The 18,652-nt window shown below is 70.2% G+C and carries 15 protein-coding genes; 1 reads left to right on the top strand and 14 read right to left on the bottom strand.

Features of this window, described 5'->3' with window-relative positions; genetic code table 11:
- Positions 1 to 74: 74 nt before the first annotated feature.
- Entirely contained in the window at positions 75 to 1,997 is a 1,923-nt protein-coding gene (gene recQ, locus ACFWZ5_RS11930) for a DNA helicase RecQ (protein ID WP_384795450.1), read from the bottom strand.
- Positions 1,998 to 2,252: 255 nt separating this feature from the next.
- On the opposite strand from recQ, the gene ACFWZ5_RS11925 reads away from it, so the two are divergent.
- Complete coding sequence (locus tag ACFWZ5_RS11925; RefSeq protein WP_384795448.1) at positions 2,253 to 2,816, top strand: hypothetical protein; 564 nt, start codon at positions 2,253 to 2,255, stop codon at positions 2,814 to 2,816.
- 70 nt (positions 2,817 to 2,886) lie between these two features.
- On the opposite strand, the gene nuoN is transcribed toward ACFWZ5_RS11925, so the two are convergent.
- From nuoN to ACFWZ5_RS11860, 13 genes are read right to left on the bottom strand one after another with little or no spacing between them, the layout of a single operon-like run.
- The gene (gene nuoN, locus ACFWZ5_RS11920) at positions 2,887 to 4,536 is read right to left on the bottom strand and encodes an NADH-quinone oxidoreductase subunit NuoN (protein ID WP_384795446.1); all 1,650 of its coding nucleotides are present in this window, start codon (positions 4,534 to 4,536) and stop codon (positions 2,887 to 2,889) included.
- Positions 4,533 to 6,104, bottom strand: a complete 1,572-nt coding sequence (locus ACFWZ5_RS11915; RefSeq protein WP_384795444.1) for an NADH-quinone oxidoreductase subunit M — start codon at positions 6,102 to 6,104, stop codon at positions 4,533 to 4,535. The genes nuoN and ACFWZ5_RS11915 overlap by 4 nt, the downstream gene beginning before the upstream one ends.
- Positions 6,105 to 6,109: 5 nt before the next feature.
- Positions 6,110 to 8,002 carry an NADH-quinone oxidoreductase subunit L gene (nuoL, locus tag ACFWZ5_RS11910; protein ID WP_384795442.1) on the bottom strand — a complete coding sequence of 631 codons (1,893 nt, stop codon included), beginning with the start codon at positions 8,000 to 8,002 and terminating at the stop codon, positions 6,110 to 6,112.
- 14 nt (positions 8,003 to 8,016) lie between these two features.
- Positions 8,017 to 8,316 (bottom strand): NADH-quinone oxidoreductase subunit NuoK, encoded by a 300-nt coding sequence (gene nuoK, locus ACFWZ5_RS11905; RefSeq protein WP_384795440.1) that lies wholly within the window; start codon positions 8,314 to 8,316, stop codon positions 8,017 to 8,019.
- The gene (locus ACFWZ5_RS11900; RefSeq protein ID WP_384795438.1) at positions 8,313 to 9,185 is read right to left on the bottom strand and encodes an NADH-quinone oxidoreductase subunit J; all 873 of its coding nucleotides are present in this window, start codon (positions 9,183 to 9,185) and stop codon (positions 8,313 to 8,315) included. The genes nuoK and ACFWZ5_RS11900 overlap by 4 nt, the downstream gene beginning before the upstream one ends.
- Positions 9,182 to 9,850, bottom strand: coding sequence for an NADH-quinone oxidoreductase subunit NuoI (gene nuoI / locus ACFWZ5_RS11895; RefSeq protein ID WP_384795436.1), 669 nt, complete (start codon positions 9,848 to 9,850; stop codon positions 9,182 to 9,184). The genes ACFWZ5_RS11900 and nuoI overlap by 4 nt, the downstream gene beginning before the upstream one ends.
- Positions 9,843 to 11,234, bottom strand: coding sequence for an NADH-quinone oxidoreductase subunit NuoH (gene nuoH / locus ACFWZ5_RS11890; protein WP_384795434.1), 1,392 nt, complete (start codon positions 11,232 to 11,234; stop codon positions 9,843 to 9,845). The genes nuoI and nuoH overlap by 8 nt, the downstream gene beginning before the upstream one ends.
- Positions 11,231 to 13,747, bottom strand: a complete 2,517-nt coding sequence (locus ACFWZ5_RS11885) for an NADH-quinone oxidoreductase subunit G (RefSeq protein WP_384795433.1) — start codon at positions 13,745 to 13,747, stop codon at positions 11,231 to 11,233. Before ACFWZ5_RS11885 ends, nuoH begins: the two co-directional genes overlap by 4 nt.
- Positions 13,744 to 15,105: an NADH-quinone oxidoreductase subunit NuoF gene (gene nuoF / locus ACFWZ5_RS11880; RefSeq protein ID WP_384795431.1), complete on the bottom strand. Its 1,362-nt coding sequence runs from the start codon at positions 15,103 to 15,105 to the stop codon at positions 13,744 to 13,746. Before nuoF ends, ACFWZ5_RS11885 begins: the two co-directional genes overlap by 4 nt.
- Positions 15,102 to 15,959, bottom strand: coding sequence for an NADH-quinone oxidoreductase subunit NuoE (nuoE, locus tag ACFWZ5_RS11875; RefSeq protein ID WP_384795429.1), 858 nt, complete (start codon positions 15,957 to 15,959; stop codon positions 15,102 to 15,104). The genes nuoF and nuoE overlap by 4 nt, the downstream gene beginning before the upstream one ends.
- On the bottom strand, positions 15,956 to 17,308 hold the full coding sequence (locus ACFWZ5_RS11870) for an NADH-quinone oxidoreductase subunit D (protein ID WP_384795427.1): 1,353 nt from the start codon (positions 17,306 to 17,308) through the stop codon (positions 15,956 to 15,958). Before ACFWZ5_RS11870 ends, nuoE begins: the two co-directional genes overlap by 4 nt.
- Positions 17,308 to 18,087: an NADH-quinone oxidoreductase subunit C gene (locus ACFWZ5_RS11865; protein ID WP_384795425.1), complete on the bottom strand. Its 780-nt coding sequence runs from the start codon at positions 18,085 to 18,087 to the stop codon at positions 17,308 to 17,310. The genes ACFWZ5_RS11870 and ACFWZ5_RS11865 overlap by 1 nt, the downstream gene beginning before the upstream one ends.
- Positions 18,084 to 18,638: an NADH-quinone oxidoreductase subunit B family protein gene (locus tag ACFWZ5_RS11860; RefSeq protein WP_016640165.1), complete on the bottom strand. Its 555-nt coding sequence runs from the start codon at positions 18,636 to 18,638 to the stop codon at positions 18,084 to 18,086. Before ACFWZ5_RS11860 ends, ACFWZ5_RS11865 begins: the two co-directional genes overlap by 4 nt.
- Between the last annotated feature and the right edge of the window lie 14 nt (positions 18,639 to 18,652).

Below are 18,652 nucleotides of genomic sequence, written 5' to 3'. Positions count from 1 at the left end.
GATGAAAGGGGGGTCCAGGGGGGCGGAGCCCCCCTGGTTCGGGAAGGGGCGGGTCTGGGGCGCACCGCGAGGGCCTACACCCCCAGCTCCGCCACCACCCCCAACACACCCTCCCCATAAGTCGCCAACTTCTTCTCCCCGACCCCGCTGATCCCACCCAACTCGTCAACGGACGCCGGCCGCGCCACCGCAATCTCCCGAAGCGTCGCGTCATGAAAGATGACGTACGCCGGAACCCCCTGCTCCCGAGCCTGCGCGGCCCGCCACGCCCGCAGCGCCTCGAAGAGGGGCGCCGCCTCCTCCGGCAGCTCCGCCACCGCGGCAGCGGCCCGCGCCTTCCGCTCACCCCGCGGAGCGGACCGCGCGGAACCGGCGGGCTTCTTCGGCTCCTTGCGCAGCGGCACGTCCCGCTGCCGGTTGAGCACCGAACCGCTGTCGTCGGTCAGCACCAGCGTGCTGTACTCCCCCTCGACCGCGAGCAGCCCCTGGGCCAGCAACTGCCGGACCACGCCCCGCCATTCGGCCTCGTTCAGCTCCTCGCCGATGCCGTAGACGGACAGCTGGTCGTGGTCGAACTTGATGACCTTGGCCGTCTTGCGGCCGAGCAGGATGTCCACGATCTGGCCCGTGCCGAACTTCTGGCCGCGCTCGCGCTTCAGGCGCACCACCGTGGACAGCACCTTCTGCGCGGCGACCGTGCCGTCCCAGGTCTCCGGCGGGGTCAGGCACGAGTCGCAGTTCCCGCACGAGGACTCCGTCGGGTCCTGGCCGAAGTACGTCAGGAGCTGGGCGCGGCGGCACTGGACCGTCTCGCACAGCGCGAGCATCGCGTCCAGATGGGCGGCCGCGCGGCGCCGGAACGCCTCGTCGCCCTCGCTGCCCTGGATCAGCTTCCGCTGCTGGACGACGTCCTGGAGGCCGTACGCCATCCAGGCCGTCGACGGCAGTCCGTCGCGGCCCGCGCGGCCCGTCTCCTGGTAGTACCCCTCCACCGACTTGGGCAGGTCCAGGTGGGCCACGAAGCGGACGTCCGGCTTGTCGATGCCCATGCCGAAGGCGATCGTGGCGACCACGACCAGGCCGTCCTCGCGCAGGAAGCGCGACTGGTGCCGCGCGCGGGTGCCGCCGTCCAGGCCCGCGTGGTACGGCACGGCCTCGACGCCGTGGGCGCACAGGAACTCGGCGGTCTGCTCCACCGACTTGCGCGAGAGGCAGTAGACGATGCCCGCGTCGCCGTCGTGCTCCTCCTTCAGGAAGGTGAGGAGCTGCTTCTTCGGGTCGGACTTGGGCACGATCCGGTACTGGATGTTCGGCCGGTCGAAGCTCGCCACGAAGTGCCGGGCGTCCGGCATGCCGAGGCGCTGCGTGATCTCCCGGTGCGTGGCGTCCGTGGCCGTCGCCGTCAGGGCGAGGCGCGGCACGTCCGGCCAGCGCTCGCCGAGGACGGAGAGCGCCAGGTAGTCCGGCCGGAAGTCGTGGCCCCACTGGGCCACGCAGTGCGCCTCGTCGATCGCGAAGACGGAGATCTTGGCCCGGGACAGCAGGTCGAGCGTGGTGTCCAGGCGCAGCCGCTCCGGCGCCAGGTACAGCACGTCGAGCTCGCCGGCGAGGAGCTCCGCCTCGACCACGCGGCGCTCGTCGAAGTCCTGCGTCGAATTGATGAAGCCCGCGCGCACGCCGAGCGCCCGCAGCGCGTCCACCTGGTCCTGCATCAGCGCGATCAGCGGCGAGACCACGACGCCCGTACCGGGTCTGACCAGGGCCGGGATCTGGTAGCACAGCGACTTGCCGCCGCCGGTGGGCATGAGCACGACCGCGTCGCCGCCCGCCACCACATGCTCGATGATCGCTTCCTGGTCGCCGCGGAACGACTCGTACCCGAAGATCCGGTGCAGCGTGGCCAGGGCCTCGCTCCCGCCCGACCGGACACCGCCGCCCGCACCGGCCGCTCCCGCGTCCGCTTCCGTCATCACACCCGTACCGCCCGTCACGCCCATCGTCCTGGCCCCCGTCCGTCCCCCCGTGCGCCCCGCTGTCTCACTCCCACCACGATAGGCGTCGGCGCCGACAGGCACGGAGTTATCCACAGGCCCGTCCGGGGCCGACGCGCCCCGCCCACGATCAGTCCAATGGCCCAGTCGCCGTGGCGGCCCGGTGCGCCGCGGGCCATGCTCCTTGCGCGGGACGGGGGGACCCGCTGACGGGCGCGGCGCCGCTGCGCGCGCCCCTTCCCTCCCTCTAGGAGCCCCCAGATGTCCGTTCGCCCCACCGTTCAGGCCGCCCTCGCGCTCGCGGCGGCGTCCTGTCTGGCCCTGTCCGCCGCGCCCGCCCAGGCCGCGCCCCCGCCGCCCCTCCCCCCGGACGCGGCGGCCGTGATCGCCAAGTGGACCGGTCTCAGCAAGACGTACGCCGCCACCGCGAAGTACGCCTACGAGCCGCTCGCGGTCCAGGACGGGTTCGCCCGCACCGACGAGTGCGCCGCCGACCCGGAGCTCGGCGGCATGGGCTACCACTACGTCAACGCCAAGAACATAGGCTCCGTGGACCCGGCGAAGCCCGCCGCGCTGCTGTACGCCCCGGCGAAGGACGGAAAGCGCGAGCTCGTCGCCGTCGAGTGGATCGTCAACGACGCCGACGGGGACAAGACGACGGACGACGACCGGCCCTCGCTCTTCGGGGTGCCCTTCGACGGCCCGATGGACGGCCACTTCCCGGGCCAGCCGGTCCACTACGACCTGCACGCCTGGATCTACGAGGAGAACCCCACCGGGGTCTTCTCCCCGTGGAACCCCGCGGTGCGGTGCCCCAAGGCCTAGCTCCCCGGCGTACGCGCAGGGCCCCGGCCCTCCCGAGGGGAGCCGGGGCCCTGCGCGAGGCGCGGCCGGGTCAGCGGACGAACACGCCCGCCTGTCCCGCCAGGTCCAGGAAGTACTGCGGCGCCACACCGAGCACCAGCGTCACCGCGACGCCGATCCCGATGGCCGTCGTCGTCAGCGGCGACGGCACGGCGACCGACGGGCCGTCCGCCTTCGGCTCGCTGAAGAACATCAGGACGATCACGCGGATGTAGAAGAACGCCGCGATCGCCGACGAGATCACACCGACCACCACGAGGGCACCCGCCCCGCCCTCGGCCGCCGCCTTGAACACCGCGAACTTCCCGGCGAACCCCGAGGTCAGCGGGATGCCCGCGAAGGCGAGGAGGAAGACCGCGAACACCGCGGCGACCAGCGGTGAGCGGCGCCCGAGCCCCGCCCACTTCGACAGGTGCGTCGCCTCGCCGCCCGCGTCCCGCACCAGGGTCACGACCGCGAACGCCCCGATGGTCACGAACGAGTACGCGCCCAGGTAGAAGAGCACCGACGAGACGCCGTCCTCCGAGGTCGCGATGACACCGGCGAGGATGAAGCCGGCGTGCGCGATCGACGAGTACGCGAGGAGCCGCTTGATGTCGGTCTGGGTGATCGCGACGATCGCGCCGCCGAGCATGGTGAGCGCCGCGATGCCCCACATCACCGGCCGCCAGTCCCAGCGCAGGCCGGGCAGGACCACGTACAGCAGGCGCAGGAGCGCGCCGAACGCGGCCACCTTCGTCGCCGCCGCCATGAAGCCGGTGACGGGCGTGGGCGCGCCCTGGTAGACGTCGGGCGTCCACATGTGGAAGGGGATCGCGCCGACCTTGAACAGCAGGCCCATCACGACCATCGCGGCGCCGATCAGGAGCAGCGCGTCGTTGCCCATGGTGTCCGCGAGCGCCGGGTCGACCGTCTCGACGGTGCCGTCGACGACCTGCGCGATCGTGGCGTACGACACCGAGCCCGCGTACCCGTACAGGAGCGCGATGCCGAACAGCGTGAACGCGGAGGCGAAGGCGCCGAGCAGGAAGTACTTCACGGCCGCTTCCTGCGACATGAGCCGCTTGCGGCGGGCGAGGGCGCACAGCAGGTAGAGCGGGAGCGAGAAGACCTCGAGGGCGATGAAGAGCGTCAGGAGGTCGTTCGCCGACGGGAAGACGAGCATGCCGCCGATCGCGAACAGGGCGAGCGGAAACACCTCAGTGGTGGCGAACCCGGCCTTCACGGCGGCCTGTTCGCCCTTCCCGCCGGGCACGGCCCCGGCCTGCGCCACGAAGGAGTCGACGCGGTTGCCGTGCGCCGCCGGGTCGAGGCGCCGCTCCGCGAACGTGAAGATCGCGACCAGTCCGGCGAGCAGAATGGTGCCCTGGAGGAACAGCGCGGGGCCGTCGACCGCGATCGCGCCCATCGCCGCGATGCGCGCCTTCGTGGTGCCGTAGTCCCCGGCGGCGAGCGCGACGACCGCGGCGAAGGCGGCGGCGATCGCGACGACCGACACGAACAGCTGGGCGTAGTAACGGAACTTGCGCGGTACGAAGGCTTCGATGAGCACTCCGATGACGGCGGCGCCGATGATGATCAGGGTCGGCGCCAGCTGACCGTACTCGATCTTCGGAGCGTCGATCTTGTCGATCGGCTCGGCCGCCGTTGTCCACAGGCTGTGGACGGCTGTCGCACTCACTTGGCCGCCTCCACGTCGGGCCGGGGATCCTTCTTCTGTACGTCGGACATGGTGTGCTTGACCGCCGGGTTCACCAGCTCCGTGAGCGGCTTCGGGTAGACGCCGAGGCCGATCAGGAGCGCGATCAGCGGGGCCACCACGATCAGTTCGCGCACCCGCAGGTCGGGCATCGCCGAGACCTCCGGCTTGACCGGGCCCGTCATCGTCCGCTGGTAGAGGACGAGGGTGTAGAGCGCGGCGAGCACGATGCCGAGCGTCGCGATGATCCCGACCGCCGGATAGCGCGCGAACGCGCCGACCAGGACCAGGAACTCACTGACGAACGGCGCGAGCCCGGGCAGCGAGAGCGTGGCGAGACCGCCGACCAGGAAGGTGCCCGCGAGCACCGGCGCGACCTTCTGCACCCCTCCGTAGTCCGCGATCAGACGCGAGCCGCGGCGCGAGATCAAGAAGCCCGCGACCAGCATCAGGGCGGCCGTCGAGATGCCGTGGTTGACCATGTAGAGCGTCGCGCCCGACTGCCCCTGGGACGTCATCGCGAAGATGCCGAGGACGATGAACCCGAAGTGCGAGATCGACGCGTACGCCACCAGGCGCTTGATGTCGCGCTGGCCGACGGCGAGCAGCGCACCGTAGATGATGCTGATCAGCGCCAGTACGAGGATCACCGGCGTCGCCCACTTCGACGCCTCCGGGAACAGCTGGAGGCAGAAGCGCAGCATCGCGAACGTGCCGACCTTGTCGACCACCGCCGTGATCAGCACGGCGACCGGGGCCGTGGACTCGCCCATCGCGTTCGGCAGCCAGGTGTGCAGCGGCCACAGCGGGGCCTTCACGGCGAAGGCGAAGAAGAAGCCGAGGAACAGCAGTCGCTCGGTGTTCGTCGCCATGTCGAGCGAGCCGTTCGCCCGCGCCTCGGCGATCTCCTGGAGGGAGAAGTTTCCCGCCACTACGTAGAGACCGATCACGGCGGCGAGCATGATCAGGCCGCCGACGAGGTTGTAGAGGAGGAACTTCACCGCGGCGTACGAGCGCTGCGCCGACGCGTTCTCGTCGCTGCCCGCGTGGGCGCGGTCTCCGAAGCCGCCGATGAGGAAGTACATCGGGATGAGCATGGCTTCGAAGAAGATGTAGAAGAGGAAGACGTCGGTGGCCTCGAAGGAGATGATCACCATCGCCTCGACGCCGAGGATCAGGGCGAAGAAGCCCTGAGTCGGGCGCCAGCGCGAGGACTTCGTCTCCAGGGGATCGGCGTCGTGCCAGCCCGCCAGGATGATGAAGGGGATCAGGAGGGCGGTGAGCGCGATGAGAGCGACGGCGATGCCGTCCACACCGAGCTCGTACCGCACCCCGAAGTCCTTGATCCAGGCGTGCGATTCGGTCAGTTGGTAGCGGTCGCCGTCCGGGTCGAACCGCACGAACACGGCCACGGCGAGGGCGAGCGTGGCGACCGAGACGAGCAGTGCGAGCCACTTGGCAGCGGTCCGCCGGGCGGCGGGAACGGCCGCCGTGGCGATCGCGCCGACCGCGGGCAGGGCCGCCGTCGCTGTCAGCAGAGGAAAGGACATCGGTATCAGACCGCCCTCATCAGCAGGGTCGCGGCGATGAGGAGCGCCGCGCCCCCGAACATCGAGACCGCGTAACTACGGGCGTAGCCGTTCTGGAGCTTGCGAAGGCGCCCCGAGAGCCCGCCGACCGAGGCCGCCGTGCCGTTGACCACGCCGTCGACCAGGGTGTGGTCGACGTACACCAGGGAGCGCGTGAGGTGCTCGCCGCCGCGCACGAGGACCACGTGGTTGAAGTCGTCCTGGAGCAGGTCGCGGCGGGCCGCACGGGTGACGAGGGAGCCGCGCGGGGCGACGACCGGGACCGGCCTGCGGCCGTACTGCAGCCAGGCCAGGGCCACGCCGATGACCAGGACCACCATGGTGGCGCCGGTGACCGTGGCCGCGCTGAGCGGGGAGTCGCCGTGGTCGTGCTCCGTGACCGGCTCCAGCCAGTGCATGAAGCGGTCGCCGATGCTGAAGAACCCGCCGGCGAACACCGACCCGAAGGCGAGCAGGATCATCGGGATCGTCATGGACTTGGGCGACTCGTGCGGGTGCGGCTCGTTGCCCTCAGCGTCGGGCTGCCAGCGCTTCTCCCCGAAGAAGGTCAGGAGCATCACGCGCGTCATGTAGTACGCCGTGATGGCCGCGCCGAGCAGCGCCACCGAGCCGAGGATCCAGCCCTCCGTGCCGCCCTTGGCGAACGCCGCCTCGATGATCTTGTCCTTGGAGAAGAAGCCGGACAGACCGGGGAAGCCGATGATGGCCAGATAGCCGAGCCCGAACGTCACGAAGGTCACCGGCATGTACTTCCTGAGGCCGCCGTACTTCCGCATGTCCACCTCGTCGTTCATGCCGTGCATGACCGAACCGGCGCCGAGGAAGAGCCCGGCCTTGAAGAAGCCGTGCGTCACCAGGTGCATGATCGCGAAGACGTAGCCGACGGGGCCGAGGCCCGCGGCCAGGATCATGTAGCCGATCTGCGACATCGTGGAGCCGGCGAGGGCCTTCTTGATGTCGTCCTTCGCGCAACCGACGATCGCACCGAAGAGCAGCGTCACCGCGCCCACCACGGTCACGGCCAGCTGCGCGTCCGGCGCGGCGTTGAAGATCTCGCCGGAGCGCACGATCAGATACACGCCCGCGGTCACCATCGTCGCCGCGTGGATCAGGGCCGAGACGGGCGTCGGGCCCTCCATCGCGTCCCCGAGCCAGGACTGCAGCGGCACCTGCGCGGACTTGCCGCACGCCGCGAGCAGCAGCATCAGGCCGATCGCCGTGAGCTTGCCCTCGCTCGTCTCCCCCGTGGACTCCAGGACGTCACCGAAGGCGAACGTCCCGAAGGTGGTGAACATCAGCATGATCGCGATGGACAGGCCCATGTCGCCGACGCGGTTGACCAGGAAGGCCTTCTTCGCCGCGGTGGCCGCGCTGGGCTTGTGCTGCCAGAAGCCGATCAGGAGGTACGAGGCGAGGCCGACGCCCTCCCAGCCGACGTACAGGAGCAGGTAGTTGTCGGCGAGGACGAGCAGGAGCATCGCCGCGAGGAACAGGTTCAGATAGCCGAAGAAGCGGCGGCGCTCGTCGTGCTCCATGTACCCGATCGAGTACAGGTGGATCAGCGTGCCGACGCCGGTGATCAGCAGGACGAACGTCATTGACAGCTGGTCGAGCTGGAAGGCGACGTCCGCCTGGAAGCCCTCGACGGGGATCCAGCTGAACAGGTGCTGGTACAGGGCCCGTTCGTCGGTGCTCTTGGCCTGCATGTCGACGAAGAGCGCCAGGCCGATGACGAACGAGAAGGCCGCGAGCAGCGTGCCGATCCAGTGGCCCACGCGGTCGAGCAACCGCCCGCCGCACAGCAGCACGGCCGCTCCGAGCAGGGGCGCCGCGATGAGCAGCGCGATGAATTTCTCCACGATTCAGCGACCCCTTACAGCTTCATCAGGCTGGCGTCGTCGACCGAAGCCGAGTGGCGGGAGCGGAACAGCGAGATGATGATGGCGAGCCCGACCACGACCTCGGCCGCGGCCACCACCATCGTGAAGAAGGCGATGATCTGGCCGTCCAGGTTGCCGTGGAGCCGGGAGAAGGCGACGAACGCCAGGTTGCACGCGTTGAGCATCAGCTCGATGCCCATGAAGACCACGATCGCGTTCCGCCTGATCAGGACTCCGGTGGCGCCGATGGCGAACAACAGGGCCGCCAGGTACAGGTAGTTGACCGGATTCACTTCGACGCCTCCTCGGTCTGCCCGGCCCGGGTGCCGTTGCCGTTCCCGTTGCGCCCGATGTCGGTGCGGCGCAGATCGGGCCGCTCCAGGCGGTCGGTGGAGCGCTGCTCCAGGGCCCGCAGGTCCTCCAGGGCCTCGCTGGACACGTCGCGGATCTGGCCGCGCTCCCGCAGCGTCCTGTTGACCGTGAGCTCCGACGGCGTGCCGTCCGGGAGCAGGCCCGCGATGTCCACGGCGTTGTGCCGGGCGTAGACGCCCGGGGCCGGCAGCGGCGGCAGGTGCTTGCCCTCGCGCACGCGCTGCTCGGCGAGCTCGCGCTGCGTCTTGGCGCGCTCCGTGCGCTCGCGGTGCGTGAGCATCATCGCGCCGACGGTCGCGGTGATCAGGAGGGCGCCGGTGATCTCGAAGGCGAAGACGTACTTCGTGAAGATGAGGGACGCGAGGCCCTCCACGTTGCCGCCCTCGTTGGCCTTGGCGGTGCCCTTGAAGTCTCCGAGCGAGGCGTTCCCGATCCCGGCGAACAGCAGGACGGCGAAGCCGAGTCCGCACATCAGGGCCAGCCAGCGCTGGCCCTTGATGGTCTCCTTCAGGGAGTCGGCGGCGGTGACGCCGACGAGCATGACCACGAACAGGAACAGCATCATGATCGCGCCGGTGTAGACGACGATCTGGACGATGCCCAGGAAGTACGCCCCGTTGGCGAGGTAGAACACCGCCAGGATGATCATGGTCCCGGCGAGGCAGAGGGCGCTGTGCACCGCCTTCTTCATGAGGATCGTGCACAGCGCGCCGATCACGGCGACCGTGCCGAGCACCCAGAACTGGAAGGCCTCGCCGGTGGAGGTGGTGTAGGCCGCGACGGCGGTCATGCCTCCACCTCCTGCTCCGGCTGCTCGCCCTTGGAGACGGCGACCTGGCGCTCCGTGCCGGGCGCGGCCTGCGTCACCAGGCCGCGGTAGTAGTCCCCCTCGTCCGTGCCGGGGTAGATCGCGTGCGGTGCGTCGACCATGCCCTCTTCGAGGCCCGCGAGCAGCTGCTCCTTGGTGTAGATCAGGTTCTCGCGGCTGCTGTCGGCGAGCTCGAACTCGTTCGTCATCGTCAGCGCGCGCGTGGGGCACGCCTCGATGCACAGGCCGCAGAGGATGCAGCGGGCGTAGTTGATCTGGTACACCCGGCCGTACCGCTCGCCCGGGGAGTAGCGCTCCTCCTCCGTGTTGTCCGCGCCCTCCACGTAGATCGCGTCCGCCGGGCAGGCCCAGGCGCACAGCTCGCAGCCGACGCACTTCTCCAGGCCGTCCGGATGGCGGTTGAGCTGGTGCCTGCCGTGGAAGCGGGGAGCGGTGGTCTTCTGCTGCTCCGGATACTGCTCGGTCAGCCGCTTCTTGAACATGGCCTTGAAGGTCACGCCGAAGCCCGCGACCGGGTTCTGGAACCCCTGGTTCGACTGGTTCGCCTGCTGCGCTTCCGCCGCTCCCTGCTGCTCGGGCAGCCGCGGCTGCTGCCGCCGCTCCGGCTCGTTCGACTGCTCAGCCATCGGACGCCTCCTTTCCGTCACTTTGAGTATCTGGCCCACCACTGACAATCAACTCCCGCTCTCCCCCACGCTCGGCTCCGCTCGCGCGGGGGGACCCCCCTCGAGGCCGTCGCCGCGGCACGGGCGGCAAGGTCTGCCCCGGCAGCGGCGGCACCGGATAGCCGCCGGCCATCGGGTCGAAGGCGCCCTCGGGAACCGGGGCCGTCGCCGCCTCCTCCTTCTCGCGCCGGTCGCGGAAGAGGTCGACGACGAAGGAGAGCAGCAGCAGCGCGATGACTCCGCCGCCTACGTAGAGTGCGATTTCCGCGAAGTCGTAGTCCTCGTTGCGCAGGGCGCGGACGGTGGCGACGAGCATCAGCCAGACCACCGAGACCGGGATGAGGACCTTCCAGCCGAGCTTCATCAGCTGGTCGTAGCGGACGCGGGGCAGCGTGCCGCGCAGCCAGATGAAGAAGAACAGCAGCAGCTGCACCTTGAGCACGAACCAGGCCATCGGCCACCAGCCGTGGTTGGCGCCCTCCCAGAAGGTGCTGATGGGCCAGGGCGCCCGCCAGCCGCCGAGGAAGAGCGTCACGGACACGGCCGATACGGTCACCATGTTGACGTACTCGGCGAGCATGAACATCGCGAACTTGATCGACGAGTACTCGGTGTTGAACCCGCCGACGAGGTCGCCCTCGGACTCCGGCATGTCGAACGGCGCGCGGTTGGTCTCGCCGACCATCGTCACGATGTAGATCAGGAACGACACGGGAAGCAGCACCACGTACCAGCGCTCCTGCTGTGCCTCCACGATCGTCGACGTCGACATCGACCCGGAGTACAGGAACACCGACGCGAACGCCGCGCCCATCGCGATCTCGTACGAGATCATCTGCGCGCACGAGCGCAGGCCGCCGAGCAGCGGATAGGTGGATCCGGAACTCCAACCCGCGAGCACGATGCCGTAGATGCCGACCGACGCGACCGCGAGGACGTAGAGCATCGCGATCGGCAGGTCGGTGAGCTGCATCGTGGTGCGGTGCCCGAAGATCGAGACCTCGTTGCCCGCGGGCCCGAAGGGGATCACCGCGATCGCCATGAAGGCGGGAATGGCGGCGACGATCGGAGCGAGGACGTAGACGACCTTGTCCGCGCGCTTGACGATCAGGTCTTCCTTGAGCATCAGCTTGATGCCGTCCGCGAGGGACTGCAGCATGCCCCAGGGGCCGTGCCGGTTCGGGCCGATGCGCAGCTGCATCCAGGCGACGACCTTGCGCTCCCACACGATGGAGAACAGCACGGTCAGCATCAGGAACGCGAAGCAGAAGACCGCCTTGAGGGCGATCAGCCACCAGGGGTCGCGCCCGAACATGGAGAGGTCTTCGGCGGCGAGCGGCGTCATGACTGCACCTCCTGGGCGCCCTGGGCGGGCTCGACGCGGACAGCGGGGCCGATCTTCACGAGCTCGCCGGGGCGCGCGCCCGTGTCGGCCGCGACGCCGCCGCCCACGGAGTTCAGGGGCAGCCACACCACGCGGTCCGGCATGTGCGTGACCTGGAGCGGGAGTTCGGTGCGTCCGGTGGCGCCGGTGACGGCGAGCGCGTCGCCGTCCTTGACGCCGACCTCGGCCGCGGTGGCCGCCGAGAGCCGGGCCACCGCCGCGTGCCGCGTCCCGGCGAGCGCGTCGTCGCCCTCCTGGAGACGGCCCAGGTCGAGCAGCAGCCGGTGGCCGGCGAGGACGGCCTCGCCCGCGGCCGGGCGGGGCGGCTGGACCGCCGTCTCCAGGGGTTCGGTGGCGTGCGGTCCGTCCCAGCCGCCGAGCCGGTCGAGTTCGCGTCGGGTGGTCAGCAGGTCCGGCAGGCCCAGGTGGATGTCGCCCGCGTCGGCCAGCATGTGCAGGACGCGCGCGTCGGTGGGCGCGAGCCTGCGGGTCATCTGGTCCGGCTTGAGCGCGGCTTCGAAAAGCCGGGCCCTGCCTTCCCAGTTGAGGAAGGTGCCCGGCTTCTCGGCGACGGCGGCCACCGGGAGGACCACGTCGGCGCGTTCGGTCACCTCGCTCGGACGCAGCTCCAGGGAGACCAGGAAGCCGACCTCGTCGAGGGCCGCACGCGCGCGTGCCGGGTCGGGCAGGTCGCCGACCTCGACGCCCGCCACCAGGAGGGCGCCGATCTCGCCGGTCGCGGCGGCCTCGACGATCTGGCCGGCGTCGCGGCCGTAGCGGTGCGGGAGTTCGGCCACGCCCCAGGCGGCGGCGACCTCCTCCCGCGCGCGGGGATCGGTGGCGGGCCTGCCGCCGGGGAGCAGCGACGGCAGGGCGCCCGCTTCGACGGCGGCGCGCTCCCCGGCCCTGCGCGGGATCCACACCAGCTGTGCGCCGGTGGCGGCCGCGGCCCTGACGGCGGCGGTGAGCCCGCCCGGCACGGCCGCGAGGCGCTCACCGACGACGATCACCGAGCCGTCCGCCCGCAGCGCCTCCGCAGCCTTCGTGCCGTCGGCCTCCAGGCCGACGCCGGCCGCGAGCGCGTCCAGCCACTCGGTCTCCGTGCCGGGCGCGGCGGGCAGCAGCGTGCCGCCCGCCTTCTCCAGGCCACGGGTCGCGTACGTGGCGAGGGAGAAGGTGCGCTGGCCGTGCTTGCGCCAGGCCTTGCGCAGGCGCAGAAAGACGCCGGGCGCCTCCTCCTCGGCCTCCAGGGCGACGAGCAGGACGGCGGGCGCCTTCTCCAGGGAGGCGTACGTGACACCGGCGCCGTCCAGATCGCGGCCGTGACCGGCGACGCGGGCCGCAAGGAAGTCGGCCTCCTCGCTGGAGTGCACCCGCGCGCGGAAGTCGATGTCGTTGGTGTCGAGCGCCACGCGCGCGTACTTGCTGTACGCGTACGCGTCCTCCAGGGTGAGCCGCCCGCCGGTGAGGACGCCGGCGCGGCCGCGCGCGGCGGCGAGGCCCGTGGCGGCCGCCTCCAACGCCTCGGGCCAGCTGGCCGGTTCGAGCTCTCCGGAGGAGGCGTTGCGCACCAAGGGAGTGGTGAGCCGGTCCGGCTTCTGCGCGTACCGGAAGCCGAAGCGGCCCTTGTCGCAGATCCACTCCTCGTTGACCTCGGGGTCGTCCTGCGCGAGCCGCCGCATGACCTTGCCGCGCCGGTGGTCCGTGCGGGTCGCGCAGCCGCCCGCGCAGTGCTCGCAGACGGACGGCGACGACACCAGGTCGAAGGGCCGGGACCGGAACCGGTAGGCGTGCGACGTGAGCGCTCCCACCGGGCAGATCTGGATGGTGTTCCCGGAGAAGTACGACTCGAAGGGGTCGCCCTCGCCCGTGCCGACCTGCTGGAGCGCGCCGCGCTCGATCAGCTCGATCATCGGGTCGCCCGCGATCTGGTTCGAGAAGCGGGTGCAGCGCGCGCACAGCACGCAGCGCTCGCGGTCGAGCAGGACCTGGGTGGAGATCGGTACCGGCTTCTCGTAGGTGCGCTTCTTGCCCTCGAAGCGCGAGTCCGCGTCGCCGACCTGCATGGCCTGGTTCTGCAGCGGGCACTCGCCGCCCTTGTCGCAGACCGGGCAGTCCAGCGGGTGGTTGATGAGCAGCAGCTCCATCACGCCGCGCTGGGCCTTCTCGGCGACCGGCGAGGTCAGCTGCGACTTCACGACCATGCCGTCGGTGCAGGTGATGGTGCAGGAGGCCATCGGCTTGCGCTGGCCCTCGACCTCGACGATGCACTGGCGGCAGGCGCCGGCCGGGTCGAGCAGCGGGTGGTCGCAGAAGCGCGGGATCTCGATGCCGAGGAGCTCGGCGGCGCGGATCACCAAGGTCCCCTTGGGGACGCTGATCTCGATGCCGTCGATCGTCAGCGTGACCAGGTCCTCCGGCGGAACCGCCGCCTCGCCGCCCCCGGAGGGAGCGCTATTGGTGGTCACTGTCATGCGTTCACCTCCGTGGTGTCGGCGGGCCCGTCGCTCCAGAGCGTCGACTTGGCCGGGTCGAAGGGGCAGCCCTTGCCGGTGATGTGCTGCTCGTACTCCTCGCGGAAGTACTTGAGCGAGGAGAAGATCGGCGACGCGGCGCCGTCGCCGAGGGCGCAGAAGGACTTGCCGTTGATGTTGTCGGCGATGTCGTTCAGCTTGTCGAGGTCGGACATGACGCCCTTGCCCGCCTCGATGTCGCGCAGCAACTGCACGAGCCAGTACGTGCCTTCACGGCAGGGCGTGCACTTGCCGCAGGACTCGTGGGCGTAGAACTCCGTCCAGCGCGTGACCGCCCGCACCACGCAGGTGGTCTCGTCGAAGCACTGCAGCGCCTTGGTGCCGAGCATGGACCCGGCGGCGCCCACGGCCTCGTAGTCCAGCGGCACGTCCAGGTGCTCGTCGGTGAACATCGGCGTCGAAGAGCCGCCCGGCGTCCAGAACTTGAGGCGGTGGCCGGGGCGCATGCCGCCGCTCATGTCGAGCAGCTGGCGCAGCGTGATGCCGAGCGGGCCCTCGTACTGGCCGGGCGAGGCGACGTGGCCGCTGAGCGAGTACAGCGTGAAGCCGGGTGACTTCTCGCTGCCCATCGACTTGAACCAGTCCTTGCCCCGATGCAGGATCGCGGGAACCGACGCGATGGACTCGACGTTGTTGACAACAGTGGGGCACGCGTAGAGGCCCGCGACGGCAGGGAAGGGGGGACGCAGTCGCGGCTGGCCACGGCGGCCTTCGAGCGAGTCGAGCAGCGCGGTCTCCTCACCGCAGATGTACGCGCCCGCGCCCGCGTGCACGGTGAGTTCCAGATCGAGTCCACTGCCCAGGACGTTCTTGCCGAGGTAGCCCGCCGCGTAGGCCTCCCGCACGGCCTCGTGCAGGCGACGCAGCACGGGGACGACTTCACCACGCAGATAGATGAACGCATGCGACGAACGGATCGCATAGCAGGCGATCACGATGCCCTCGATGAGGGAGTGCGGGTTCGCGAAGAGGAGCGGGATGTCCTTGCAGGTCCCCGGCTCCGACTCGTCGGCGTTGACAACTAGATAGTGCGGTTTGCCGTCGCCCTGCGGGATGAACTGCCACTTCATTCCGGTGGGGAAGCCCGCGCCGCCGCGGCCGCGCAGGCCCGAGTCCTTCACGTAGGCGATGAGGTCGTCCGGCGCCATCGCGAGGGCCTTGCGCAGCCCCTCGTAGCCGTCGTGGCGCCGGTAGACGTCCAGGGTCCAGGACTTCTCCTCGTCCCAGAAGGCCGAAAGGACCGGCGCGAGCACCTTCTCCGGGCTGGTCTCGTTGATCTCGGCTGCCAAGGTCATCACTCCCCCTCCTCGGCGGTCGGACCGGCCGGGTGGTCCGGGTCGGAGGCCGAGGTCTGCTGCGGCGCGTCGTGCGAGCTGAGGTGCTCGCTCGGCGACGGGTCGTGCGGCTGGGCGCCTTCCGGCCCGCCCGCCCTCGGGTGGACCACGCGCGCGGGTGCCGTCTCGCCCTTGGCCAGGCGCAGGCCCACCAGCGACGCGGGGCCCGCGCCGCCGGTCGCCTCGACGGCGCCGGGGCGCTCGTCCGGGAAGCCCGCGAGGATCCGGGCCGTCTCCTTGAACGTGCACAGGGGGGCGCCGCGGGTCGGCTCGACCGTCGCTCCGGAGCGCAGGTCGTCGACGAGGCGCTTGGCGCTCTGCGGCGTCTGGTTGTCGAAGAACTCCCAGTTGACCATCACCACGGGCGCGAAGTCGCAGGCCGCGTTGCACTCGATGTGTTCGAGCGTCACCTTGCCGTCGTCGGTGGTCCCGCCGTTGCCGACGCCCAGGTGCTCCTGGAGGGCCTCGAAGATGGCGTCGCCGCCCATGACGGCGCACAGGGTGTTGGTGCAGACGCCGACCTGGTAGTCGCCGGAAGGACCCCGGCGGTACATGGTGTAGAAGGTCGCGACGGCCGTCACCTCGGCGGTGGTCAGGCCGAGCACGTCCGCGCAGAACTGCATGCCGGTGCGCGTCACATGGCCCTCCTCCGCCTGCACCAGGTGCAGCAGCGGGAGCAGAGCCGACCGGGAGTCCGGGTAGCGGGCGACGACCTCGCGCGCGTCCGCCTCCAGGCGGGCGCGGACGTCGGCCGGGTAGTCCGGAGGGGGCAGTTGGGGCATGCCCAGGCTGACGCCCTCGGATTCGGCAGTGGTCACCGGTCGACGCCTCCCATCACGGGGTCGATGGACGCGACGGCGACGATGACGTCGGCGACCTGGCCGCCCTCGCACATCGCCGCCATGGCCTGCAGGTTGGTGAAGGACGGGTCGCGGAAGTGGACCCGGTAGGGACGGGTGCCGCCGTCGGAGACGACGTGCACGCCCAGTTCGCCCTTGGGCGACTCCACGGCGGCGTAGGCCTGCCCGGGCGGCACCCGGAAGCCCTCCGTCACCAGCTTGAAGTGGTGGATCAGGGCCTCCATGGAGGTGCCCATGATCTTCTTGATGTGGTCCAGCGAGTTGCCGAGCCCGTCCGGGCCGAGGGCCAGCTGGGCGGGCCAGGCGATCTTCTTGTCGGCGACCATGACGGGCCCGGGGCGCAGCCGGTCGAGGCACTGCTCGATGATGCGCAGGGACTGGCGCATCTCCTCCAGACGGATCAGGAAGCGCCCGTAGGAGTCGCAGGTGTCGGCGGTGGGGACGTCGAATTCGTACGTCTCGTAGCCGCAGTACGGATCGGACTTGCGCAGGTCGTGCGGGAGTCCGGCCGAGCGCAGGACCGGGCCGGTGGCGCCGAGGGCCATGCAGCCGGTGAGGTCGAGATGGCCGACGTCCTGCATGCGGGCCTTGAAGATGGGGTTCCCGGTGGCGAGCTTGTCGTACTCGGGAAGGTTCTTCTTCATCTTCTTCACGAACTCGCGGATCTGGTCCACCGCGCCGGGCGGCAGGTCCTGGGCGAGTCCGCCGGGCCTGATGTACGCGTGGTTCATGCGCAGACCGGTGATCAACTCATAGATGTCGAGAATGAGTTCACGATCGCGGAAGCCGTAGATCATGATCGTGGTCGCGCCGAGCTCCATGCCGCCGGTGGCGATGCAGACCAGGTGCGAGGACATCCGGTTCAGCTCCATCAGGAGCACGCGCAGGATCGTGGCGCGGTCCGGGATCTGGTCCTCGATGCCGAGCAGCTTCTCGACGGCCAGGCAGTAGGCCGTCTCGTTGAAGAACGGCGTGAGGTAGTCCATGCGGGTCACGAACGTGGTGCCCTGGGTCCACGTGCGGTACTCGAGGTTCTTCTCGATGCCGGTGTGCAGATAGCCGATGCCGCAGCGGGCCTCGGTGACCGTCTCGCCCTCGATCTCCAGGATGAGCCGGAGCACGCCGTGCGTGGAGGGGTGCTGCGGGCCCATGTTGACGACGATGCGCTCGTCGTCGGCCCGCGCCGCGGACTGGACGACCTCGTCCCAGTCGCCGCCGGTGACCGTGTAGACGGTCCCCTCGGTGGTCTCGCGCGCCGACGCCGATGCGGACCCGGACGCGGCGGTGGATGCAGAAGAAGTGCTCATCAGCTGTACGACCTCCGCTGGTCCGGAGCCGGGATCTGGGCGCCCTTGTACTCGACGGGGATGCCGCCGAGGGGGTAGTCCTTGCGCTGCGGGAAGCCCTGCCAGTCGTCCGGCATCATGATCCGCGTGAGCGCGGGGTGGCCGTCGAAGACCAGGCCGAAGAAGTCGTACGTCTCGCGCTCGTGCCAGTCGTTCGTCGGATAGACCGCGACCAGGGACGGGACGTGCGGATCGGCGTCGGGGGCGCTGACCTCCAGGCGGATAAGACGGCCGTGGGTCAGCGAGCGCAGGTGGTAGACGGCGTGCAGCTCGCGGCCCTTGTCCCCGAGGAAGTGCACTCCGGAGACGCCGGTGCACAGCTCGAAGCGCAGCGCGGGGTCGTCGCGCAGGGTCTGGGCCACCCGGACGAGGTGCTCGCGCGCGATGTGGAAGGTGAGCTCGCCGCGGTCGACGACGGTCTTCTCGATGGCGTTCTCCGGGAGGAGCCCCTGCTCCTCCAGGGCGCCTTCGAGCTCGTCGGCGACCTCGTCGAACCAGCCGCCGTACGGGCGCGTCGCCGGGCCCGGGAGCCGGATGGAGCGGACCAGGCCGCCGTAGCCGGAGGTGTCGCCGCCGTTATTGGCGCCGAACATGCCGCGCTGGACGCGGACCTCCTCGCCGCCCTCGCCCCGCTGGCCGGGGAGGTTGGCGGCGCCGAGGTCCTTCTCCGGGTTGACGCCGTTCGAGGCGTTGCCGTGGGCGGCGTTGCCCTTCGTGGAATTGCCGTTCGCGTCGCTCACCGCAGCAGCCCCTTCATCTCGATGGTGGGGAGCGCCTTGAGGGCCGCCTCCTCCGCCTCGCGGGCCGCTTCCTCCGCGTTCACGCCGAGCTTGGAGGTCTGGATCTTCTGGTGCAGCTTGAGAATCGCGTCCATCAGCATCTCGGGCCGGGGCGGACAGCCGGGCAAATAGATATCAACCGGGACCACATGGTCCACACCCTGGACAATCGCGTAATTGTTGAACATCCCGCCCGACGATGCGCAAACCCCCATGGAGATCACCCACTTGGGGTTCGGCATCTGGTCGTAGACCTGCCGCAGGACGGGCGCCATCTTCTGGCTGACGCGCCCGGCCACGATCATCAGGTCCGCCTGCCGCGGCGAGCCGCGGAAGACCTCCATGCCGAACCGCGCCAGGTCGTACCGTCCGGCGCCCGTCGTCATCATCTCGATGGCGCAGCAGGCGAGGCCGAACGTGGCGGGGAAGACGGATGACTTGCGCACCCACCCGGCGGCCTGCTCGACGGTGGTCAGCAGGAATCCGCTCGGCAGTTTCTCTTCGAGTCCCATGCTCAGTGGCTCCT

This window comes from Streptomyces sp. NPDC059003 (assembly GCF_042740445.1).
GTDB lineage: Bacteria > Actinomycetota > Actinomycetes > Streptomycetales > Streptomycetaceae > Streptomyces.
This window is presented reverse-complemented; position numbering and strand designations above follow the sequence as displayed.